This is a genomic window from Pseudoalteromonas sp. NFXS39, assembly GCF_040148775.1.
Classification (GTDB): domain Bacteria; phylum Pseudomonadota; class Gammaproteobacteria; order Enterobacterales; family Alteromonadaceae; genus Pseudoalteromonas; species Pseudoalteromonas apostichopi.
In genome coordinates this window covers 1-20478 of sequence record NZ_JAGDEC010000007.1, presented here as the reverse complement: position 1 = coordinate 20478, position 20478 = coordinate 1, and the positions used below count along the sequence as shown (strand labels likewise).

At 41.4% G+C, this 20478-nt stretch carries 19 protein-coding genes and 1 rRNA gene; 7 read left to right on the top strand and 13 right to left on the bottom strand.

Annotation, left to right across the window (positions count from 1 at the left end):
• Positions 1-67: 67 nt before the first annotated feature.
• Positions 68-364, bottom strand: a complete 297-nt coding sequence (locus tag J3455_RS13790) for a DUF3630 family protein (protein WP_130049737.1) — start codon at positions 362-364, stop codon at positions 68-70.
• Positions 365-371: 7 nt separating this feature from the next.
• Positions 372-2195: a DNA helicase RecQ gene (gene recQ, locus J3455_RS13785; protein WP_130049736.1), complete on the bottom strand. Its 1824-nt coding sequence runs from the start codon at positions 2193-2195 to the stop codon at positions 372-374.
• A gap of 225 nt (positions 2196-2420) precedes the next feature.
• Between recQ and rarD the strand changes: the two genes are divergently transcribed.
• Positions 2421-3344 carry an EamA family transporter RarD gene (rarD, locus tag J3455_RS13780; protein WP_130052203.1) on the top strand — a complete coding sequence of 308 codons (924 nt, stop codon included), beginning with the start codon at positions 2421-2423 and terminating at the stop codon, positions 3342-3344.
• 2 nt (positions 3345-3346) lie between these two features.
• Here the strand turns inward: rarD and J3455_RS13775 are convergent, their stop codons facing one another.
• Together J3455_RS13775 and J3455_RS13770 are read right to left on the bottom strand one after the other, a co-directional pair.
• Entirely contained in the window at positions 3347-4582 is a 1236-nt protein-coding gene (locus J3455_RS13775; RefSeq protein ID WP_130049735.1) for a GGDEF domain-containing response regulator, read from the bottom strand.
• 78 nt (positions 4583-4660) lie between these two features.
• Positions 4661-5035: a MaoP family protein gene (locus J3455_RS13770; protein ID WP_130049734.1), complete on the bottom strand. Its 375-nt coding sequence runs from the start codon at positions 5033-5035 to the stop codon at positions 4661-4663.
• Between the two features lie 90 nt (positions 5036-5125).
• Here J3455_RS13770 and J3455_RS13765 point away from each other — a divergent pair, with 90 nt between their 5' ends.
• Both J3455_RS13765 and J3455_RS13760 read left to right on the top strand, forming a co-directional pair.
• Positions 5126-5980 (top strand): LysR family transcriptional regulator, encoded by an 855-nt coding sequence (locus J3455_RS13765; protein ID WP_054554216.1) that lies wholly within the window; start codon positions 5126-5128, stop codon positions 5978-5980.
• 196 nt (positions 5981-6176) lie between these two features.
• Positions 6177-7109: a porin gene (locus tag J3455_RS13760; protein WP_054563416.1), complete on the top strand. Its 933-nt coding sequence runs from the start codon at positions 6177-6179 to the stop codon at positions 7107-7109.
• Between the two features lie 104 nt (positions 7110-7213).
• Here J3455_RS13760 and recG read toward each other — a convergent pair whose 3' ends face one another.
• Genes recG through asnC form a run of 3 tightly spaced genes read right to left on the bottom strand, consistent with a single transcriptional unit; the run spans position 7214 to position 10554 of the window.
• Entirely contained in the window at positions 7214-9295 is a 2082-nt protein-coding gene (recG, locus tag J3455_RS13755; RefSeq protein ID WP_349561936.1) for an ATP-dependent DNA helicase RecG, read from the bottom strand.
• 39 nt (positions 9296-9334) lie between these two features.
• Positions 9335-10051, bottom strand: coding sequence for a tRNA (guanosine(18)-2'-O)-methyltransferase TrmH (trmH, locus tag J3455_RS13750; RefSeq protein ID WP_167659150.1), 717 nt, complete (start codon positions 10049-10051; stop codon positions 9335-9337).
• 44 nt (positions 10052-10095) lie between these two features.
• Positions 10096-10554 (bottom strand): transcriptional regulator AsnC, encoded by a 459-nt coding sequence (asnC, locus tag J3455_RS13745; protein WP_054554220.1) that lies wholly within the window; start codon positions 10552-10554, stop codon positions 10096-10098.
• 197 nt (positions 10555-10751) lie between these two features.
• On the opposite strand from asnC, the gene asnA reads away from it, so the two are divergent.
• Positions 10752-11747, top strand: coding sequence for an aspartate--ammonia ligase (gene asnA, locus J3455_RS13740; RefSeq protein WP_349561935.1), 996 nt, complete (start codon positions 10752-10754; stop codon positions 11745-11747).
• A 55-nt stretch (positions 11748-11802) separates the two neighbouring features.
• Here asnA and J3455_RS13735 read toward each other — a convergent pair whose 3' ends face one another.
• The 6 genes from J3455_RS13735 to J3455_RS13710 form a co-directional block, all read right to left on the bottom strand.
• Complete coding sequence (locus J3455_RS13735; protein WP_349561934.1) at positions 11803-13407, bottom strand: flagellar assembly protein A; 1605 nt, start codon at positions 13405-13407, stop codon at positions 11803-11805.
• A 153-nt stretch (positions 13408-13560) separates the two neighbouring features.
• The gene (gene ridA, locus J3455_RS13730; protein WP_054554223.1) at positions 13561-13953 is read right to left on the bottom strand and encodes a deaminase RidA; all 393 of its coding nucleotides are present in this window, start codon (positions 13951-13953) and stop codon (positions 13561-13563) included.
• 11 nt (positions 13954-13964) lie between these two features.
• Complete coding sequence (gene spoT, locus J3455_RS13725) at positions 13965-16070, bottom strand: bifunctional GTP diphosphokinase/guanosine-3',5'-bis pyrophosphate 3'-pyrophosphohydrolase (protein WP_349561933.1); 2106 nt, start codon at positions 16068-16070, stop codon at positions 13965-13967.
• 130 nt (positions 16071-16200) lie between these two features.
• The gene (gene rpoZ / locus J3455_RS13720) at positions 16201-16476 is read right to left on the bottom strand and encodes a DNA-directed RNA polymerase subunit omega (RefSeq protein WP_054554225.1); all 276 of its coding nucleotides are present in this window, start codon (positions 16474-16476) and stop codon (positions 16201-16203) included.
• 101 nt (positions 16477-16577) lie between these two features.
• A complete protein-coding gene (gene gmk / locus J3455_RS13715) occupies positions 16578-17198 on the bottom strand; it encodes a guanylate kinase (RefSeq protein ID WP_349561932.1) in 621 nt (206 codons plus the stop codon).
• A gap of 167 nt (positions 17199-17365) precedes the next feature.
• The gene (locus tag J3455_RS13710; protein WP_286257082.1) at positions 17366-18226 is read right to left on the bottom strand and encodes a YicC/YloC family endoribonuclease; all 861 of its coding nucleotides are present in this window, start codon (positions 18224-18226) and stop codon (positions 17366-17368) included.
• A 181-nt stretch (positions 18227-18407) separates the two neighbouring features.
• On the opposite strand from J3455_RS13710, the gene rph reads away from it, so the two are divergent.
• The 3 genes from rph to J3455_RS13695 all read left to right on the top strand — a co-directional run.
• On the top strand, positions 18408-19121 hold the full coding sequence (gene rph, locus J3455_RS13705) for a ribonuclease PH (protein WP_130049721.1): 714 nt from the start codon (positions 18408-18410) through the stop codon (positions 19119-19121).
• 22 nt (positions 19122-19143) lie between these two features.
• Positions 19144-19788, top strand: a complete 645-nt coding sequence (gene pyrE / locus J3455_RS13700) for an orotate phosphoribosyltransferase (RefSeq protein ID WP_054554229.1) — start codon at positions 19144-19146, stop codon at positions 19786-19788.
• Positions 19789-20393: 605 nt separating this feature from the next.
• Positions 20394-20478 (top strand): 16S ribosomal RNA (locus tag J3455_RS13695); the annotation flags it as partial.

The window sequence follows — 20478 nt, the reverse complement described above, 5'->3', positions numbered from 1 at the left end:
TTACACCCTTAGTTGAGTATGTCCTATACAACTACTACATACTAAGCGAGGTAAAAAGTCTAGCTTATTATTGTAATTGCGCGACTAAATACTGATGAAGTTGTGGTAAAGCTGCACTGGCTTCTATGCCCTCAGCATTAATCCAAATACTTTCACTGTAATGTTCAAAGTTTAGATTAAAACTATGATCTGTAAAGTGAAAGCGTAATTGATGACGATCAGCGCCAGCATCAAAATCAGCGGTTGTTATTGCAGGAGCGTGTAAGAAAAGCGTAGCCCAAAGTTCAAAGTCTTCGTCGTGTGGCAGCTCATTCGACGTTACGAGAATAATTTCATGCTCGGCATCATACGTTAGTTCAGTCATAGCAGTCCTAATTAGCGGCAAGATAGTCGCGAATGGTATTTAAAAATGGTGCGCCGTACTTATTTAGTTTAGTAAAACCAACTCCTGATACCTTTAAAAACTCACTGTCGTTGGTTGGCATTAACTGCGCCATTTCTGCAAGGGTTTTATCATTGAATACCACATAAGGTGGCACATCATCGGCATCTGCCAACTCTTTACGTAAGGCGCGTAATTTAGCAAACAGCTTTTTGTCGTAATTAAACTGAGCGAGTTTATCTTGGTATACATGTTTCGCCTGTAATCGAGGCTCAGCAAGTTGCAGTGCATATTCACTTTTAAGAACCGCACGGGCGGCTTCTGTTAAGCGTAATGAAGAACCTTGGGTAATGTCTTGGCTTAATAACCCTTGATGGATGAGTTGCCTTAAAATACTGAGCCAAAATTCCACACTGTGCTCTTTTCCTATGCCATAAGTACTAAGCTGGTGGTGATTGTTATCACGAATGCGGCTAGTGTTTGCGCCGCGCAGCAGCTCAACGATATAACCAATCCCAAACCGTTGCTCAGCACGATACACACACGACAAAGCTTGTTGTGCGACAAGTGTGCCATCAAAGCTAGTGGGTGGGTTTAAGCAAATGTCACAGTTGCCACAGGTTTCGCGCTTATATTCACTAAAATAATTGAGCAAAATTTGTCTACGGCATGTTTGCGCTTCCGCAAAGCTGGCCATAGCATTAAAGCGCTGTTCTTCAACACGACGACGTTGTTCGTCTTCGATATCTTCAAAAAAGCGGCGTACGCGGCCTATGTCTGCCGGGTCAAAATACATAATGGCTTCTGCAGCCAAACCATCACGACCAGCACGACCGGTTTCTTGGTAATAAGCTTCGATACTTTTTGGAATATCGTAATGCACCACAAAACGTACGTTAGGTTTATTAATTCCCATGCCAAAGGCAACAGTTGCAACCACAATTTGAATATCGTCACGGGCAAAGCCTGATTGCACAAATTGGCGTTGCTCGTTACTCATACCTGCATGGTAGGCTGCGGCATTAAATCCTGCATCAGCAAGTTTTTCGGCTACATCATCAACCCGTTTACGGCTGGTGCAATAAATAATACCACTTTGATTTTGCTGTTCTTTTAAATAACGAAGTAGTTGCACCATAGGTTTGAATTTTTCTTCTATGGTGTAACGAATGTTAGGTCTATCGAAGCTACCAGTATGCACGTAAGGGTGGTTAAGCTGAAGTTGTTCAATAATATCGTAACGAGTTGCTTTATCTGCCGTTGCTGTAAGTGCCATCATAGGCACATGTGTAAAGCGTTGCTTTAATTCGTTGAGTCTACAGTAATGCGGTCTAAAGTCATGACCCCAATGCGACACACAGTGAGCTTCATCAATCGCAAAGAGTGCGAGTTTTAAATGACTTAAACGCTCTAAAAATTCGTGTTGCAGTACTTTTTCAGGTGCTACATACAACAGCTTAATTTGCCCGTAGTGCAATTGTTGATAGACAGCTTGTTGCTCTTCAAAAGGCAGGCTGTTATTGATGTATGCCGCTTGTACGCCGAGTGCTCTTAGTTGGGCTACTTGGTCTTGCATCAAGGAAATAAGCGGCGAGATAACCACAGTCACACCATCGAGGATCAAAGCAGGCACTTGATAGCATAATGATTTGCCCCCACCCGTTGGTAGGAGTACAAGCGAGTCTTGTCCGTCTAGCGCAGCGGCTATAATCGCTTCTTGGCCATCACGAAAATCCTTGTAACCAAACACTTGTTTGAGTACGGCTTGTGGTGATCGAACGGGTGTGTTGGACGTTGCGGTATTGGTATTCATCGCCGAGCATTTTAGTGGTTTTTTATTGCGATGTCTTTAGCAATATACCCAAACGACCTTAAAATGCAGAATTCAGCGTTTCACAGGTGCTTAATATCAAGGCGTTACTTTGCAACAATGGCAGTCCCTTTTAAGAAGTAAATACATGGGTTTATTTAGCGCGTTTTAGTTGCGTCACTGCTGAGGGGGCGTAAAATGGCGTTTTTAAACTATAAAGCCAAACTTATGCCTACCAACATTGAGCAGCGAAAAGGCGTTATTTTCGCTTGTTTAGCCTTTTTTATGTGGGGTCTTGCGCCCATTTACTTTAAGTTTCTACAGCAGATTTCTGCTTTTGAAATCTTAATGCACCGTGTTATTTGGTCGGTGTTGTTTTTACTTCTTATCATTGCTGCTCGTCATCAATGGCAGCGTATTCGTGTGGTTCTTGGACAGCCTAAATTACTGTTGATGTTGGTGATAACAGCAAGCTTACTAGGCTTTAACTGGGGCTTATTTATTTGGGCAGTGAACAATAATCATATGCTTGATGCCAGTTTAGGTTATTACATAAATCCATTACTCAATGTGTTATTGGGTATGTTGTTTTTAGGAGAGCGACTGCGTAAATGGCAAGGTGTTGCGGTTGGTCTAGCGCTTTGTGGTGTGTTACTTCAGCTGGTGAGCTTTGGTTCATTCCCTGTAGTTGCTTTCTCGCTGGCTAGCTCGTTTGCTATTTATGGTCTATTACGTAAAAAGTTACCAATCGAGTCATTACCAGGATTATTGCTCGAAGCGCTTATTTTATTACCTGTTGCACTTATTTATTGGTGGTTGATGGCGCCATCAGCAAGCTCTGATTTAACTGCAAATGATTGGCACATTAACTTATTACTCATTAGTGCCGGTGTGGTGACAACTTTACCACTGTTATGTTTTACCGGTGCCGCAAAGCGCCTGCAATACAGTACGCTTGGCTTCTTTCAGTACATAGGCCCAAGTTTAATGTTTATGCTTGCCGTGGCGTTTTACGGTGAAGTATTTGATGCTGAGCGTGTGGTGACTTTTGCGTGTATTTGGAGTGCTTTAGCATTATTCAGCTGGGATTCGTATCGTCAAAGTCGAAAGCAACGCAAAGCGCAGCTAGAGGCAGTGACTAAGCCTGTATAGGCTTAGCTTACTAGTTTGTTGCGGCCAGAGTCTTTTGCTTGATAAAGCTTTAAATCGGCCTGTTTTATTAGTTCATCCAAACTATAAATAGGCCCATTATGAAAACCAATCGACAGCGTAAACTTGATGTGGTCTTTGCTAAATTCAGAGCTGTGTTTTTCGACAAACAAACGGAATTTTTCTAAACGCTGTAACGATTCTTGTGGATCTTGATCCGCAAAGTACACCGCAAATTCTTCACCACCGAAGCGGCCTACTAAATTATCTCCAAAATACTTCGCCATACATTGTGATAAACCTTTAAGTACTTCATCACCTGCATCATGACCATAGTTATCGTTAATTGATTTAAAGTGGTCAATATCAATCATGGCTAAAGAGACTGAGGTATCTGACATTTTTGCAGCTTTTAGGTGATTGTTTGCTTCACCGAAGAAATAGCGGCGATTAGGGAGTTTAGTGAGGTAATCAGTGTTTGCCTGCAAACGAATTGTTTTAATGTTTTCAAGCATGTCGACGTTTTGGCTTAGCCGACAATAGAACTCTTCATTATTAAATGGCTTGCGAAGGTAATCGTCTGCGCCAGATTTCAAAAAGCGCGTTGATAAATGCAGAGTATCGAGTGCAGAAATGCCGATTATGGCTTTTTCATCGTTAGAATATAAACGGCGAATTTCAACACAGAGCTCATCCCCATTCATATTCGGCATTTCGTTATCGGTAATGATCACCGATATTTTTGGGTTTTCAGCCAGTACTTTTAAAGCATCAACACCATCAACCGCTTCAATGGTTTGGTATTTATGACGGGTTAATAAATTACAAATATGGTGGCGTGTTGCCGCTGAATCGTCGACTACTAATACTAATATTTGCTCATTACGAGGTAATCGAGCAAGTTGTTTTTCTAAGTATTGATAGGCTTGTTTATTTTCTTTGGTAATGTAATCAATGATGGGGTGTTTTTCAACAATATTACGCGTTGTTTCGTCAAGATTGCCGGTCATTACAATGGTAGGAATGTCGGCTTCGATGGTGCAAGGAACTGCTTCACCGGTTGGCGCATCAGGTAAAATAAAATCTACTACGGCACAAAAGTAATTGTGCTTGCTAATAAGCTCTTTTGCCTCAGCTAAGCTACCGGCTATGTCGGCTTCATAGCCAACCTTTTGTGCAATGTGCTTTTGCACTCGCGCAATGGTTGGCGTATCTTCAATTATTAATATTCTTCGAGTCACAACTTGCCTTGAAATAACTTACTGGCGAAACAAAAGTTATTACAAGTTTTAACCCTAAAAGGGTAAAAAAGCAAATTGTTATAGGCTATCTGACTCAGAATAATATTCAACACTTTGTGTTGTTGGGCTCGCAATACGAGAGCGCCCAAATAAGGTATGAAACTTAGTTTTGCAGGTTGTTTGCTTAAGGTATTTGATCCAAGCGCGCTCAATTGGATTGGTCGCTTCAAGGTTACCGGTAACAACTTGTACAAATTGAGTTTGAAATTCATTTTGTGGTTCTAGGGTTTTGTTGTATAAACCCTTTAGAACAACACCATGCTGCTCGAGAATGTCGGCTTCTAGCAAAGTGAAGTGACCACTACGACCAAAACCGCGTGGGAAATTTTGATCATCATAGAATTGACGTTGGCTTGCAAATGCTTGACGAAGTGATGAAATGTCATTGCTCATGGCTTTATCCTCATGCCCTAATTTCTTGCTGGAGTATTGATCAAGTTGTCGATTTTATTAAACAAATTATTTTTATCGTAAGGGTAAAAAATGGATATCGATTTATTGAAGACTTTTGTTGAAGTGGTACGTACTCGCCATTTCGGTAAAGCAGCTGAAAATTTATATATTACACAGTCTGCGGTAAGTTTTCGGATCCGACAATTAGAGCAAGGTTTAGGCGTTAACTTATTTATTCGTCAACGAAACAACATTCAGTTAACGGCACCGGGTGAGCGACTACTGCCACACGCACAAATGATCATAACGGGGATGCAACGAGCAAAAGTTGATGTGGCACTTGCTGATAATATGCATAAGCAAATTAGTTTAGCGGGCACACCTAATATTTGGGATGCTTTTTTGCAGTTTGGTATTACTAACATTGTATCTGCTATGCCGGGTGTATCGCTAGTCGCTGAAGTAAAAGCACAGCAAGAGAGTACTCGCTTATTGCTTGAACGTACATTAGATCTAGCGGTATTATTTGATCCCCCTAAAGTTGATGAGCTGGTTGTTCAACGAATTTGTGAACTCCCTATTATTCCTGTGAGCGCTTTTGAAACTGCAAACAGCGAAAACTTTTTCGATAATCAATATGTTTATGTTGATTGGGGAACAACCTTTTCGTTATGGCATGCCCGAGAGTTTAATGGCCATGCTCCCCCTTATTTCAGAACCAGCACCGGGCGTATTGCACTCGATTTAATATTAAAATGCGGCGGTAGTGCCTTCATTCCACAATTATTAGTCGAAGAGCAGCTTAAATCTGGTGAGCTTTATCATGTTGAAGATGTTGCACATACCTCGCGAGATGTATTTGTTGCTTACCACAGAGATAATGAACAAACCCCTCTATTAGAGAAATTAGTGACATTATTAACTGAGCTGCAAATAAAGGCTTAAAATTAATTTAACTTAGCTTTTATAAAAATTTAATGCCGCAACAGTAGGTTACGTTTTTATTTCAGAAATAATTATATTTCATGAAGGTAAATTGACGTTTTTGTTTCAATTGTCATCTTTTTGTCATTTTTTGCTGTCACACTGCGCGCATTGAAACACAATATGTGTTTTTTGTTGCGATTATTGAGGAAACGACATGAAATTTGCAAAGTCTAGCTTATTCCTAGCTTTATTTGGTGGTTTATCTTTTTCTGCATTAGCTGATGTAGATGTATATGGTAAAGCAAACGTGACTGTTCAATCATCAGATGATGGCGAAGGGTCTTTCACTGAAATTAAAAGCAATAACTCACGTTTTGGCTTAAAAGGTTCAGAAAAAATTTCTGAAGGCCTAGAAGCTGTTTATAAATTTGAGTTTGGTGTAGACGTATCTGACGCTGATTCAAAAGGCGACAATGACGATAACATTACTGCTCGTAACCAATATGTGGGTGTGAAAGGTAGCTTTGGTCAAGTTGTTATCGGCCGTAACGATACAGCAATGAAGCAATCTCAAGGTAAAGTTGATTTATTCAATGACCTTGAAGGAGATATCAAGAACGCATTTAAAGGTGAAAACCGTTTAGGCGACACAATTTCTTATGCTTCTAAAGACTTCAGTGGCTTCAAAGTATTAGCAACTTATGTAGCTGAAGATGATGTAGATGCTGATAACGGTTACTCAGTAGCGTTAACTTACGGCGATGCAAAACTTAAAGAAAGCAAACTTTATGCATCAGTTGCAGCTGACAGCGAAGTAAAAGGCTACGACATTGTTCGTGCAACAGTACAAGGTAAACTAGGCGACTTCAAACTAGGTGCTATGTACCAAACACAAGAAAAAGTGGATGGTAGTGCAGAAGCTGATGGTTACTTAGTAAATGCTGCTTACCAAATGAATAGCAACACTTTCAAAGTACAATACCAAGTAATTGACTTTGATGAAGGCGATAAGAAAACAGCTATTTCTGCAGGTGTTGATCACAAGCTAAGCAAAAATACTAAAGTATTTGGTTTCTACTCGACGTTTGATACAGACAATCAAGTTGACCAAGATTACTTAGGTGTTGGTATTGAATACAAGTTCTAATCCAACCCTTGGATAACTCCCTAACTTGTCAGCCCAGCTAATTAGCTGGGCTTTTTTATTGCTCTAGAAATAAAATTTATACCGTAGTTAGCTTGCTTGAATGGTTAAGCTTGTGCGTAGTTTGATTTGCCAGCAAGCCAGCGCTGAATAAGTTTATCGGTTAGTTCTGGGTAGCCGTTTAAAATTTTGAAGGCTATTGGTCTAACATGATCGAGTGTTTGTTTATCGCGGTTGAGGTCGGCAATTTTAAATTCAGCTAAGCCAGTTTGTTTGGTGCCAAGTACTTCACCAGGGCCACGAATTTCGAGATCTCGCTCAGCGATAACAAAGCCATCATTACTTTCACGCAGCACACCTAAGCGTTTTTGCGCTGTCGCTGATAATGGCGAATGATAGAGTAAAACACAATGTGAAGCCGTAGCTCCTCGACCAACACGGCCACGTAGCTGGTGGAGTTGTGCGAGCCCTAGCCGCTCAGGATTCTCTATAATAATAAGGCTGGCATTGGGCACATCAACACCCACTTCAATCACTGTTGTGGCAACGAGTACATGAATATTCCCGGCTTTAAACTCACTCATAATGGCTTGTTTTTCTGCTGCTTTCATCCGCCCGTGCACTAAGCCAACGTTTAATTCTGGCAATGCAGCTTTTAATTGCTCAGCGCTATCTTCGGCGGCTTGGCATTGCAGAACTTCAGATTCATCAATCAGGGTGCAAACCCAATACACTTGCCGACCTTGCTCTGTGCAGGCTGTTCTAACGCGCTGGATAATTTCGTCGCGACGGGTATCAGGAATAGCCACTGTGGTAATAGGCGTTCTACCAGGTGGTAACTCATCAATCACTGAGGTTTCTAAGTCTGCATAGGCCGTCATTGCTAATGTTCGCGGGATAGGTGTTGCAGTCATTACTAATTGGTGTGGATAACAGTCACCAAAGCGGCCTTTTTCACGCAGTGATAAGCGCTGATGAACACCAAAGCGATGTTGCTCATCAATAATAATTAATACCAGGTTGTTAAACTCAACCTGCTCTTGGAATAATGCATGGGTGCCAACAATCATTTGCGCTTCCCCAGAGGCAATTTTTTCAAGAGTCGTTGCGCGCTCTTTACCTTTACTTTTGCCACCTAACCAAGCGACTTCAATTCCTAATTGATTAAACCATTGACTAAAGTTGATGCCATGTTGCTCTGATAAAATCTCAGTTGGTGCCATTAAAGCTACTTGGTACCCTTCGCTTATCGCGGTCAGTGCGCTGAGCGCTGCGACTAAGGTTTTACCAGAGCCTACATCGCCTTGCACTAAGCGCATCATTGGAAATGGGTGCTGCAAGTCACCTTTTATTTCTGCCACGACACGACTTTGTGCATTGGTTGGGCTAAAGGCTAAATTAGCTAAAAATTGCTGCTCAAGCTGATTATGAGGCTTTAATGCAACTGCTTTTACGGTTTGCCCTTTCTGCCGCAGCTTTAATAGGCTTAAGTTTTGGGCTAGTAACTCTTCAAAGACTAAACGTTGTTGGGCAGGGTGCATACCTTGCTCTAGAGCTGTTAAATCAATATCGTTTTGTGGGCGATGTAAGGTCATAAGTGCATCGGCTAAGCGCATTCCAGTTGGCTGAAACTGCTCTGGCAGTAGTTCTTCTACTGGGTATTTACGTAATAGAGCAAGCGCCTGATCGCTAAGTGCACGAATAGATAACTGCTTAAGACCTTCAGTAACTGGGTATACTGGTGTCAGCGTTGTGTTCGTTGGTTGCTCAGATGGGGTATCCGATAAGCTGTATTCTGGGTGTGTCATTTCAAAACCAACACGACCACGGCGGATCTCACCAAAGCAGCGAATGATTTTACCTGTACTTAAAGCGTTTTTTTGAGCCGCACTAAAGTTAAAAAACCTGAGTGTTAAACGGCCTGTACCATCATTGACTTGGCAAACCAGCATGCGTCTTTTACCAAAGGTGATTTGGCTGGTTTCAATCGTGGCTTCAACACTAACATGACTATGAGGTTGGAGTTCGCAGATTGGGTGAATGCGGGTGCGGTCTTCATAGCGGTGAGGCAAATGAAACAGCATGTCTTGCACCGTCTCAATATTTAGCTTAGCAAGACGCTCGGCCATTTTCGGGCCGACGCCTTTTAATTCTGTAATTGGGTATAACGCTAAGCTAGGATGACTCAAAGGTGACTCAAATTATTAATTAGTAGACTGTTTTTCAGTTTACTTGCACTCGTTAGTGGCTTCAAGCGGTTGCGTGTGTTTTAAAATGTTCCAGAACGTTTCATCAGCAACAATTTCACCACTTTCATCAAGCTCAGGGTAAGGCAGCTCTTTTTCACGGCATTGTTCAGCAATGATAGGGTGGCAGCCTTCAAACAAGATACGATGCTTAATTTTCGCATCAAGCATATCGCGGTTGTAAAGTCCGGCTTCTTCACGTTGGCGCTGTGCTTCAAATAAAATAAGTGCTGCTGCAACAGATACATTAAGAGATTGCACCATCCCTTGCATTGGGATGATGATGTTTTTATCAGCGTGAGCGAGGGCGCGCGGTGAAATACCGTCTCGTTCTTGGCCAACAATGACAGCTGTTGGTTTGGTGTAGTCGATTTCGCGAAAGTCGACTGCATCATCTGTTAAGTGAGTTGCTAAAATTTGTACTTCAGGGTTGTGAGCACGCATCATGGCAACGGCCTCATCGATATTACGATGTAAGTGGGTTTCTAGCCAGTTCTTACTACCGCCTGAGGTATTGTTGGTTAACCATTTTTGATTCTCTGGCCATACAGCATGTACGTGATGGCAGCCCGTTGCATCTGCTGTGCGGGCAATAGCAGATAAATTATGATGCTTGTGTACTTCTTCTAAACAAACCGTTAGGTCCGTTTGGCGGCGATCTAATACGCGCTTAACACGCTCAAAGCGAGTTGTATCCATAGTTGTGTGCTCGTTGACGGATTCTAATTGGCGCTGATTATACCCTAGGGAACAACAGCACGGCTAATTGGGTTTTGTAGTGAAATCAGTGTTTCGGTTGATTGAATGGCTTCGATGGCTTGTATTTTGTTAATTAACACATCTTGTAGATGATCAATTGAGCGCGCCATCACTTTGATAAATATACTGTAATTACCTGTGGTGTAATAGGCTTCGACAACCTCTTCTAGCTCTTTTAAATGCAGTAAAGTTTGCGGGTAATCACGGGCATTATTGAGATTAATGCCAATAAAGCAGCAAACATCGTAACCAAGCTGCTTGGCATCAATACTGACTTGGGTACCTGTAATAATACCCGCTTGTTTCATCTTTTCGACCCTAACATGAATGGTGCCGGCACTTACAGCAAAGCGTTTAGCAAGTTCTGCATACGCTGTTCGGGCATTTTCCATTAAAGCGTTAAGGATGTTTTTATCGAGATTATCGATTTGATAATTTTCCATGGTATTTCTTAGTGTTAATTGTTGAATCAATAGTTTTTATAGCATTATTTTTATGGATATTTCAATGTTAAGTTCTTTTTATTGCGGGTTATTGAAAATAATCTTTGTTTGGTTGAGGATTGCTTTAACAGGAGGAGCCAAGCAGCGGGTTTCTCTAATTAAGCAAGTAACAATAACTGGGAATGAGGCCAATTATTATGAGTTCACACTACCTGCAGCAACAGCAGCAAATTAGTAAAGTAAAACAGTTTTTTTCAAGCCAATTAGAACAACAATTAGGGTTAGTTGAAGTACAAGCGCCGATCTTGGCAAAAGTAGGCGATGGTATTCAAGATAACTTAAGCGGTACTGAAAATGCTGTATCGGTAGCAGTGAAAACAATTCCGGGTAGCCAATTTGAAGTGGTCCACTCTTTAGCAAAGTGGAAACGTAAGACCTTGGCTGATTACGATTTTTCGGTAGGTGAAGGACTTTATACGCATATGAAAGCGCTTCGCCCTGATGAAGAATCTTTAAGCCCAATCCACTCGGTGTATGTTGACCAATGGGATTGGGAAAAAGTGATTTGCGAGAGTACAGAGCGTACCTTAGACAAACTAAAAGAAACCGTAACGTCGCTTTATCAGGCGATTAAAGCAACCGAACGCTTTGTGGCTAGTGAGTTTGATTTAACCTCGTTTTTGCCTGAGCAAATCACCTTTGTACACAGTGAACAGCTACGTCAGATGTATCCTGACTTTACAGCGAAACAACGTGAAAAAGCGGTCGCACAAGAATACGGTGCGGTATTTTTAATTGGTATAGGCGGCACACTTGCCGATGGTAAAATTCATGACGTACGAGCGCCAGATTATGACGATTGGTCAACACAAACCTGTAGTAAATTTGCTGGTTTAAACGGTGATATTTTAGTTTGGAACCCAGTGCTTGAAGATGCATTTGAAATCTCTTCAATGGGGATTCGAGTAAGTCCTGATGTCTTAGCTACTCAATTAGCGATTACAGGCGACCAAGCTCGTTTGGAGTTTGATTGGCATAAACAGCTACTCGCGAAGAAGTTTCCGCAAACGATAGGTGGTGGTATTGGTCAATCACGACTCGCTATGTTGCTGTTACAAAAACAGCATATCGGGCAAGTACAAGTAGGTGTTTGGCCTGAGCAGCTAAAACAGCAAGTGGAAGGAATTCTTTAAATTAAGATTTAAAGACCCTGGTAAAAAGAGGCTTTAACTTAAAGCCTCTTTTTTATTAACTAGTTTTAAACTCAACCTCGACCTTGTTTTCTTCGAGCTTCACTTTGCAAGGTGGATATTGGCGGTTAGTTAAAAGTACTTTTTCGAAAATATGAATTTCGACGCCGGAGTGTAGTTTTTTATTAACTACTAACTGCGCATATTCCAGTAAATCATGCAAATGATGCTCTAAGCTTGATAGCTTTTTCTCAAGAGTTTCAGCTTGCTCGCAATAGTGCATTTGTGTGGCACCAATTTTTGCGAGTAATTGCTTTTTCTTTTCGGCATCTTTTACTTGATCTGCCTTTTCAATAGCAGTTTGTAAGGTATCAAGTTGCGCATCTGTTTGTGCTAAGTCTTTTAAGCACTGATCTGTTTGCGCGGTTACATCAGCACCTGAAGCGGCTAAGTTAATCACCATTTTAGCACCCGATTCATTGCCAATTTCGCCAGCAATAATCATTTGTGCATCTAAGATTTCTCCGCCGAATAGCTTGCCTTGCGGATTATCTTCTTGGCCTATTTGCAACAGCTTAGTGGCTTTCATCGTACAATGGCTGGCTTGGCGCTCAATGAGAATATTATTGGCTTCAAGATAGCAGTATTGACCATGTGATAAGTGAATGTCACCTTGGCTGATGATATTACATGATAACTTTTTATCTTCGAGCTGGTGGCCAATCACGCCTTGTTTTATGGTGATATCGCCAGCCGCTGATAAATGACCAGACTCTACAGTACCCATAACAGTTATATCGCCTTTGGCATTAATACGCATGCCTGGTTCAACGTTATGAGTCACAATGACGCTGCCTTCAAAGTCTACGTGACCACTTTTTACGTTTACATCGGCAATAGTAAAAATATCATCAACACGCATGCCATTGGCAATATCAACAGGGACACCGGCAATGACAGAAATGAGTTCAAGTGGATTATTTTTAGATATTTCGGTACCTTCACCAGCAACTAATGTACTGCTCTCACCTGGTTTGGCTGGCAGTACATCACCGGTGACAGTAAAGCCTTCTTTACCAGGAGTTGCCGGAATTTGTTTAACTAGTAATACGCCAGGCTCTACGCTCGCTAATTTACCAAAGTCACGCATATCGGCAGTGCCATCCTCTCGTAGCTTTGGTTTTTTTAGGCGATCTTTTAAGGTCTCAACTTGTGGTACAAATTTGGATGGTTGACCATCAATAGGCAAGCGACCTTTTGCTAGCACCCCTTTAGCTATTTCTCCTGCGGGTAATTCAAATTGCTTCTGTAGTAATTGTTCTAAAAAGGTTTGTTTGTAACCTCGGGCTACCCCAGCTTTGATAAGCTCTTTCTTCGCTTCTTCAAGGCTCATTACTTTACCGCCTTCAGCGACGGTTAGCTCGCCTGTAGCCAGCATTTTATCATCGCTCAAAGTTACAACTAAGCTTGCATCATGTTTAGAAGCGACCACAAGCATGCGCTCATTAGAGTCACTTTTGAAGAAATTATTGATAGCTTCATGATCCACTCTGCATTCACAAAATGGTGACTTTTCTAATGCTTCGATAATAAACGCAGCACTAGGAGGCGAGTTTTCATGAACATCTAATAAAACGTTGCCGTTGTGAGCGAGCTTAAACACTTGTAATCCTTTTTTACTACTCTAGCTAAAGGTTTTATTAATTATAACAACAGAGTGCTAGAGAATTGCTTATGAGTCAAGAATTTCGGATGAGGAAAGTGGTAAGTTTTTCTAAAATAGCGCCAGCAACATTGCGTTGCTGGCAAGGAGCTATTAGTTTGTTGACGGAAGCTCCATGATACCGTCAATCTCAACTTGAACGCCTTTTGGTAACGCACGTACGCCAATTGCTGCGCGAGCAGGGTATGGCTGCTTAAAGTACTGACTCATTACTTCGTTAACGATAGCGAAGTTAGATAAGTCAGTTAAAAAGATATTTACTTTCACCATGTCTTGAATTTGACCGCCAGCAGCTTGGCAAACAGCTGTTAGGTTTTTGAATACTTGGTGGGTTTGTTCAGTAAAATCTTCAGAGATAACTTCCATTGTTTCTGGTACAAGTGGAATTTGACCTGATAAATAAACAGCCGTGCCTACTTTAACAGCTTGACTATAAGTACCGATAGCAGCAGGTGCATTATCAGTAGAAATAAAAGATTTGTTCATGATTATCCTTGTTACTTTTTACGATAGACTCTTTGCACATCAGGCATAACGCGAATGCGGCGCATAATATTAGCAACATGAACGCGGTTTTTTACCGTGATGCCTAAATCTATCATGTATAAATTACTTTCTTTTTCGTCAGTCGCTATCTCAACAATGTTGGCTTGGGTTGAGGCAACAACATTGGTTAATTTAGCTAGCGCACCTTGGTGGTTGATAACCTCAATACGAAGGGCTGCAATATATTCTTTCTCTGGGTTATCGTCCCATTTTACAACTAGGTATTTTGAGCGCTCTTTTTCCCAACCACGAATATTTTTACATTCTTGGCGGTGGACAGTAAGGCCTTTACCTTGGCTAATATAAGCTGTTATAGCGTCGCCAGGCACTGGGCGGCAGCATTTAGAGTAGTTAACCAACATGCCTTCAGTGCCGATGATGGTTGCTTTTGCTTTTTGCGCTAGGTCATCAAGATCGCCGGCATCAACTTGCATCAAGCGTTTCGCTATCAGCACACTCATTAAGTTACCAGAACCAATTTCAACTAATAGCTCAAGCACTGTATTTAGTTCATGCTCTTGAAGTACTCGGCGAATGTTTTCATCTGGAATATCATCCAGTTTGGTTTCACCTAGAGCTGAGTCGAGTAAACGTCTACCGAGCAACATTGCTTCTTCATGCTGCTGACTCTTCAGGTAATTGCGAATACCTAAACGCGCTTTACCTGTAACAACAAAGTTTAACCAAGTTGCATTCGGGTGTGCGCCTGAGCTGGTGATGATTTCGACCGTTTGTCCTGTATCAAGAGGCTTGCTCAGAGGGTGAGGTTTACGATTAACACGTGCACCCACACAAGTATTACCAACATCAGTATGCACTGCGTACGCAAAGTCGACAGCTGTTGCGCCCATAGGGAGCTCAACTATACGGCCATCTGGCGTGAATACATAAATCTCTTCAGGGAACAGCTCTGTTTTAACGTTTTCAACAAACTCAAAAGATGAGCCTGCACTTTGTTGAAGTTCCAATAAGCTTTGCATCCATTGGCGAGCACGCTGCTGTGCTGTATTACCTGCATTATCACCGGCTTTTTTATACATCCAGTGAGCAGCAACCCCTTTGTCTGCCATGTGATCCATATCGTGGGTACGGATTTGAATCTCTACAGGAATACCATGAGGGCCAACTAGTGAGGTATGAAGTGACTGATAGCCATTAGTTTTTGGTACTGCAATATAATCTTTAAAACGGGTTTCGATTGGCTTGTAAAGGTTATGAGCAACACCTAATACGCGGTAACAGGTATCCATATTATCAACATTGATACGGAATGCGTAGATATCCATTACTTCGTTAAACGACAGCTCTTTATTGAGCATTTTCTTATAAATGCTATATAGGTGTTTTTCACGGCCAGATATAGTCGCTTCGATGCCAGATTCTTCTAAGCGCGCTTCAATTTCAGTTTTAATATTACTGATAACTTCTTTTCGGTTACCACGTGCTTTGACGACTTCTGATCTTAATGCGCGATGACGCATAGGGTAAAGGGCTTGAAAACCTAAATCTTCTAATTCATTTTTAATATCATGAATACCTAGGCGGTTCGCAATTGGTGCATAAATCTCTAGCGTTTCACGGGCAATTCGGCGGCGTTTATCTGGACGCAGCGCGCCTAAGGTGCGCATGTTATGGGTTCTATCAGCCAGTTTTATTAAGATCACGCGAATATCTTGGGTCATCGCCATGATCATTTTTCGATAGTTTTCGGCTTGGAATTCTTTTTTATCTTTAAAGCTAAGTTTATCTAGCTTACTCACCCCTTCAACAAGCTCAGCAACTGTGTCGCCAAAAATCTCAGCTAAGTCTTGTTGGCTAAAGTCGGTGTCTTCAATCACGTCATGCATCAGGGCAGCCATCAGCGTTTCGTGATCTAGGTGCATGCCAGCGAGTACTTGTGTCACTTCGACAGGGTGGGTGATATAAGGCTCGCCACTTGAGCGAGTTTGGCCTTCGTGGGCTTCGCGAGCTACCACGTATGCTTTTTGTACCAGCTCAATCTCTGCTGGTGGTAAGTATTCGGATATTTTCTTTTTGAGGCCTTCGAATAGATACAAAGTCACACTCCAATGCGCAAATGAAGTAAATCGGTAACGGTATGAATAGAATATACGATGAAAAGAAGGGCTTGCCAACGGCTAGTGTAGAAATACTAGCCGTATAGCTAAATCAAAGCGGGGAGCTTGATTACTGGTTGCCACCTACGATAGCAGCCACAGCAGCCATTTCTGCTGCTTCTTGATGTTGTTGTTCTTCACGATCAATTAAGTCCATAGAAGAGCTATCAACTAGCCCTTTCTCAATTTCACGTAAAGCAATAACCGTTGGTTTGTCATTTTCAGCATCAACGAGTGGATCTTTACCACCAACCGCGATTTGGCGGGCACGACGAGCCGCAACTAAAATTAAGTCAAAACGATTACCAATTGCATCTACTGCATCTTCAACAGTTACGCGAGCCATCTCAGCACTCCAAATAAATTCTTAAGCAAAGGCGTAGTTTACTGTACCAAGTTAAATTCGCCAATAGCTTGTGGTTAATTTTTATCTTATTCTTAAAAGTATTATTTAAGTAAGTTCTCTAATAACGCCTGATGGCGCAAAGTTTGGCTTTTTAACGATAAACGTTTAGCCATGACAATGGTTTCGATTTCAGCAAGCGCAGTATCAAAGTCATCGTTCACAACAACATAGTCATACTCATTATAGTGTGATGTTTCTGATTGTGCTTTCGCCATTCTTCCTGCGATTACCGCAGCAGAGTCTTGACCACGGTTATTTAAACGTGATTCTAGTTCTTCTTTTGATGGTGGAAGTATGAAGATAGTCTCAACATCATCTACTAATTTACGAATTTGCTGAGCACCTTGCCAATCAATATCTAAAAATACATCAATACCTGCAGCAAGTTGGCTTTCGATTGCTTGCTTAGACGTACCATAGTAGTTATCAAAAACTTGCGCCCATTCAAAAAAGTCATTTTTCTCAATTAGCGCTTTGAAGTCATCCACAGAAACAAAATGATAGTGCACACCGTTTTCTTCACCCGGACGAGGTGAGCGAGTGGTGTGCGAAACCGATACTTTCATATCGCCGTGTTTCTTTAATAAAGCACCAATTAAGCTTGATTTACCAGCCCCTGATGGAGCTGACAAGATAAATAAATTTCCGCGAGTTTGCGCCATGATTTGTCTCTAATAAAAAATAAACAGGCTCGGACTATCACTAATCCAAGCCTTTAATTCATCTATTGTACTTTATTTCGCTAAAAGTGCTCAAGTTTGCCTGCTTTTAGCCTCATGAAAAAAAGACCCAGCAGGTGCTGGGTCTTATAAAAAGCTATATCACGCGTTTATTCTATATTCTGAATTTGTTCGCGCATCTGCTCAATTAACACTTTTAGCTCTACTGCGGCGTTAGTGATGTCACTGTTGATAGATTTTGATGCTAACGTGTTTGCTTCACGGTTAAACTCTTGCATCATGAAATCAAGACGTCGACCACATGCGCCGCCTTTAGTTAAGATTTTTTTGGTTTCTTTAACATGCGACTTTAATCGGTCAAGTTCTTCAGCAACATCTTGTTTTTGTGCAAGGTAAATAAGTTCTTGCTCAAGGCGAGATTCGTCGATGTCTGTTTTTAGTTCTTCAAGCTTTAGGTTTAGTTTTTCACGTTGCCATTTAGCGATTTCTGGTAAGTGGCTTTCAACAATAGCAACCTGCTCTAAAATTGCATCAAGGCGAGTCGCAATCATTTCTTGTAAGTTCGCACCTTCATCGCCGCGAGCTTGTTTGAAATCTTCAATGACTTCATCGAACCCAGCAATCAGTGCTGTATTTACGCTATCCATATCTAGCTCTTCGGCTTCCATAACGCCAGGCCAACGTAAAATATCAACGGGGTTGATGTCACCGTTACTTTGGCTTTGCACCCATTGTGCGCTTTTAATTAATTGCTCTGCGAGTGATTCGTTAATCGTTAACTCACCAACATGCGCTGGATTTGCAGCAAACTTTAAGAAAACTTCAACTTTACCGCGCTGTAAATGTTTACGTAAACGCTCTCGAATAACTGGCTCCATGCCACGAAATTGCTCAGGTGCGCGGATAAAAGTCTCAAGGTAACGTTGGTTAACTGAACGAATTTCCCAAGTGCCAGTGCCCCATTCGCCTTTAATTTCGCGGCGCGCATAAGCTGTCATGCTGTGGATCATGGATGATTTCCTAGTGTTATTGAATTTACAAAGTTGACTGATTATACCGAATCAGCTTTTAACCTCTAGCGTAAATTTTCTGAAATGTGTTTTTCTGATGTAGTTAATTATGTAAATGAACATGGCATCTAGCACCACATCGACTTATAATGTGGCAAATTCAGAATTAAGGGGATCGTTAATGCGTCCAAGCGAAAGAACACCTAACCAAATTAGACCGGTTACATTTACACGTAATTACACTATGCATGCTGAAGGTTCAGTATTAGTAGAGTTTGGAAACACTAAAGTTTTGTGTACAGCAACTGTTGAAGCAGGTGTACCACGCTTTATGAAAGGCCAAGGTAAAGGTTGGGTTACGGCTGAATACGGTATGTTACCTCGTTCAACACATACTCGTAATGGTCGTGAGGCAGCGCGCGGTAAGCAGGGCGGTCGTACTATGGAAATTCAACGCTTAATCGCACGTGCACTGCGTGCAGCGGTTGACTTAAAAGCGTTAGGCGAAAATACCATTACTATCGATTGTGATGTGATTCAAGCTGATGGTGGTACGCGCACAGCATCAATCAGCGGCGCGTGCGTTGCATTAGTCGATGCGCTAACTTATATGCGTAGTAAAGGTATGATCAATTCAAACCCACTTAAGCATATGATTGCGGCAATCTCTGTAGGTGTATATAAAGGTCAGCCAATTAGTGACCTTGAGTATCTAGAAGATTCTGAAGCCGAAACAGATATGAACGTGATTTTGACTGAAACTGGCAAAATCATCGAAATCCAAGGTACAGCTGAAGGCGAACCTTTCTCATTCGAGGAACTAGATGAGCTACTTACATTAGCTAAGCACTCAATTCGTGAAATTATCGACGTTCAAAAGCAAGCATTAGCATAATAAAGAAGTAGGTTTATTAGTTATGAAAGATTATCAAAAAGAGTTTATTGAATTCGCACTTGAAAAGCAGGTGCTTAAGTTTGGTGAGTTTACTTTAAAGTCTGGTCGCACTAGTCCTTATTTCTTCAACGCTGGTTTATTTAATACAGGTCGTGACCTTGCACGTTTAGGTCGCTTCTATGCAGCTGCACTTGAAGATGCAGGTATTGATTACGATGTGTTATTTGGCCCTGCTTATAAAGGTATTCCAATTGCGACGACTACAGCCGTGGCTTTAGCTGATCACCACGACAAAGATGTACCTTACTGTTTCAACCGTAAAGAGAAAAAAGCACACGGTGAAGGTGGCACATTAGTTGGTTCTGAACTTAAAGGTAAGATCATGTTAGTCGATGATGTGATCACTGCGGGTACAGCTATTCGTGAGTCTATGGAAATTATTGCAGATAATGGTGCAGACTTAAGTGGTGTTTTAATTGCACTTGACCGTCAAGAGAAAGGTAAAGCTGAGTTATCTGCTATTCAAGAAGTAGAGCGTGACTTCGGCACTAAAGTTATCTCGATAGTAAAACTAGCTGACTTAATTAGTTACCTAGAAGCGAAAGGCACAATGGATGAGCATTTAGCTGCAGTAAAAGCATACCGTGATCAATACGGCATTGCATAACAGCTAAAATGCAAACTATATAAAAAGCCCTGCTATGTTGCTGGGCTTTTTTGTTTATGGACATTTGTGCTTTTATAGCCTTAAATACGGCTAAAAAGTTACTGAAGCGTTAATAAAGTTTCTCTTTTGTGCTGTTTAGATTGAAAAGAACTCAAAAGGTAGTTTTTTTAAAGTTTTCTCAAAAAAGTGCTTGCGTTAATTCGCCGTATCCCTATAATGCGCATCCACCGACACGGCGGACTGCTTACAAAAAAGCAAAACGACGAGTTGGTTGAGTCAAGTAAAACTGAGTTTTGAAAAAATAAACTTTTCTCAAAATTAAGTGTTGACAAAAATAACGGCTTGCGTAGAATGCACAGCCCTTGAGACGCGAAAGTATCTCAAACGTTCTTTAACAATATAAAGCAATCATCTGTGTGGGCACTCGTACAGATTGAGTTCTAACAGCAGATTCTAGTTCGCTAGATGACGCAAACAAATTTAGAGTCTCAATTGAACTGAGTGACCAACGGAAACAAGTTTACTTGTTTCAGCACAGTCAATTCGATTCGAAAGAATCAAAATCAGAATTCATTGAGCATGTCCTTCGGGACAGAAAAAACTTTTAATTGAAGAGTTTGATCATGGCTCAGATTGAACGCTGGCGGCAGGCCTAACACATGCAAGTCGAGCGGAAACGAAGAGGTGCTT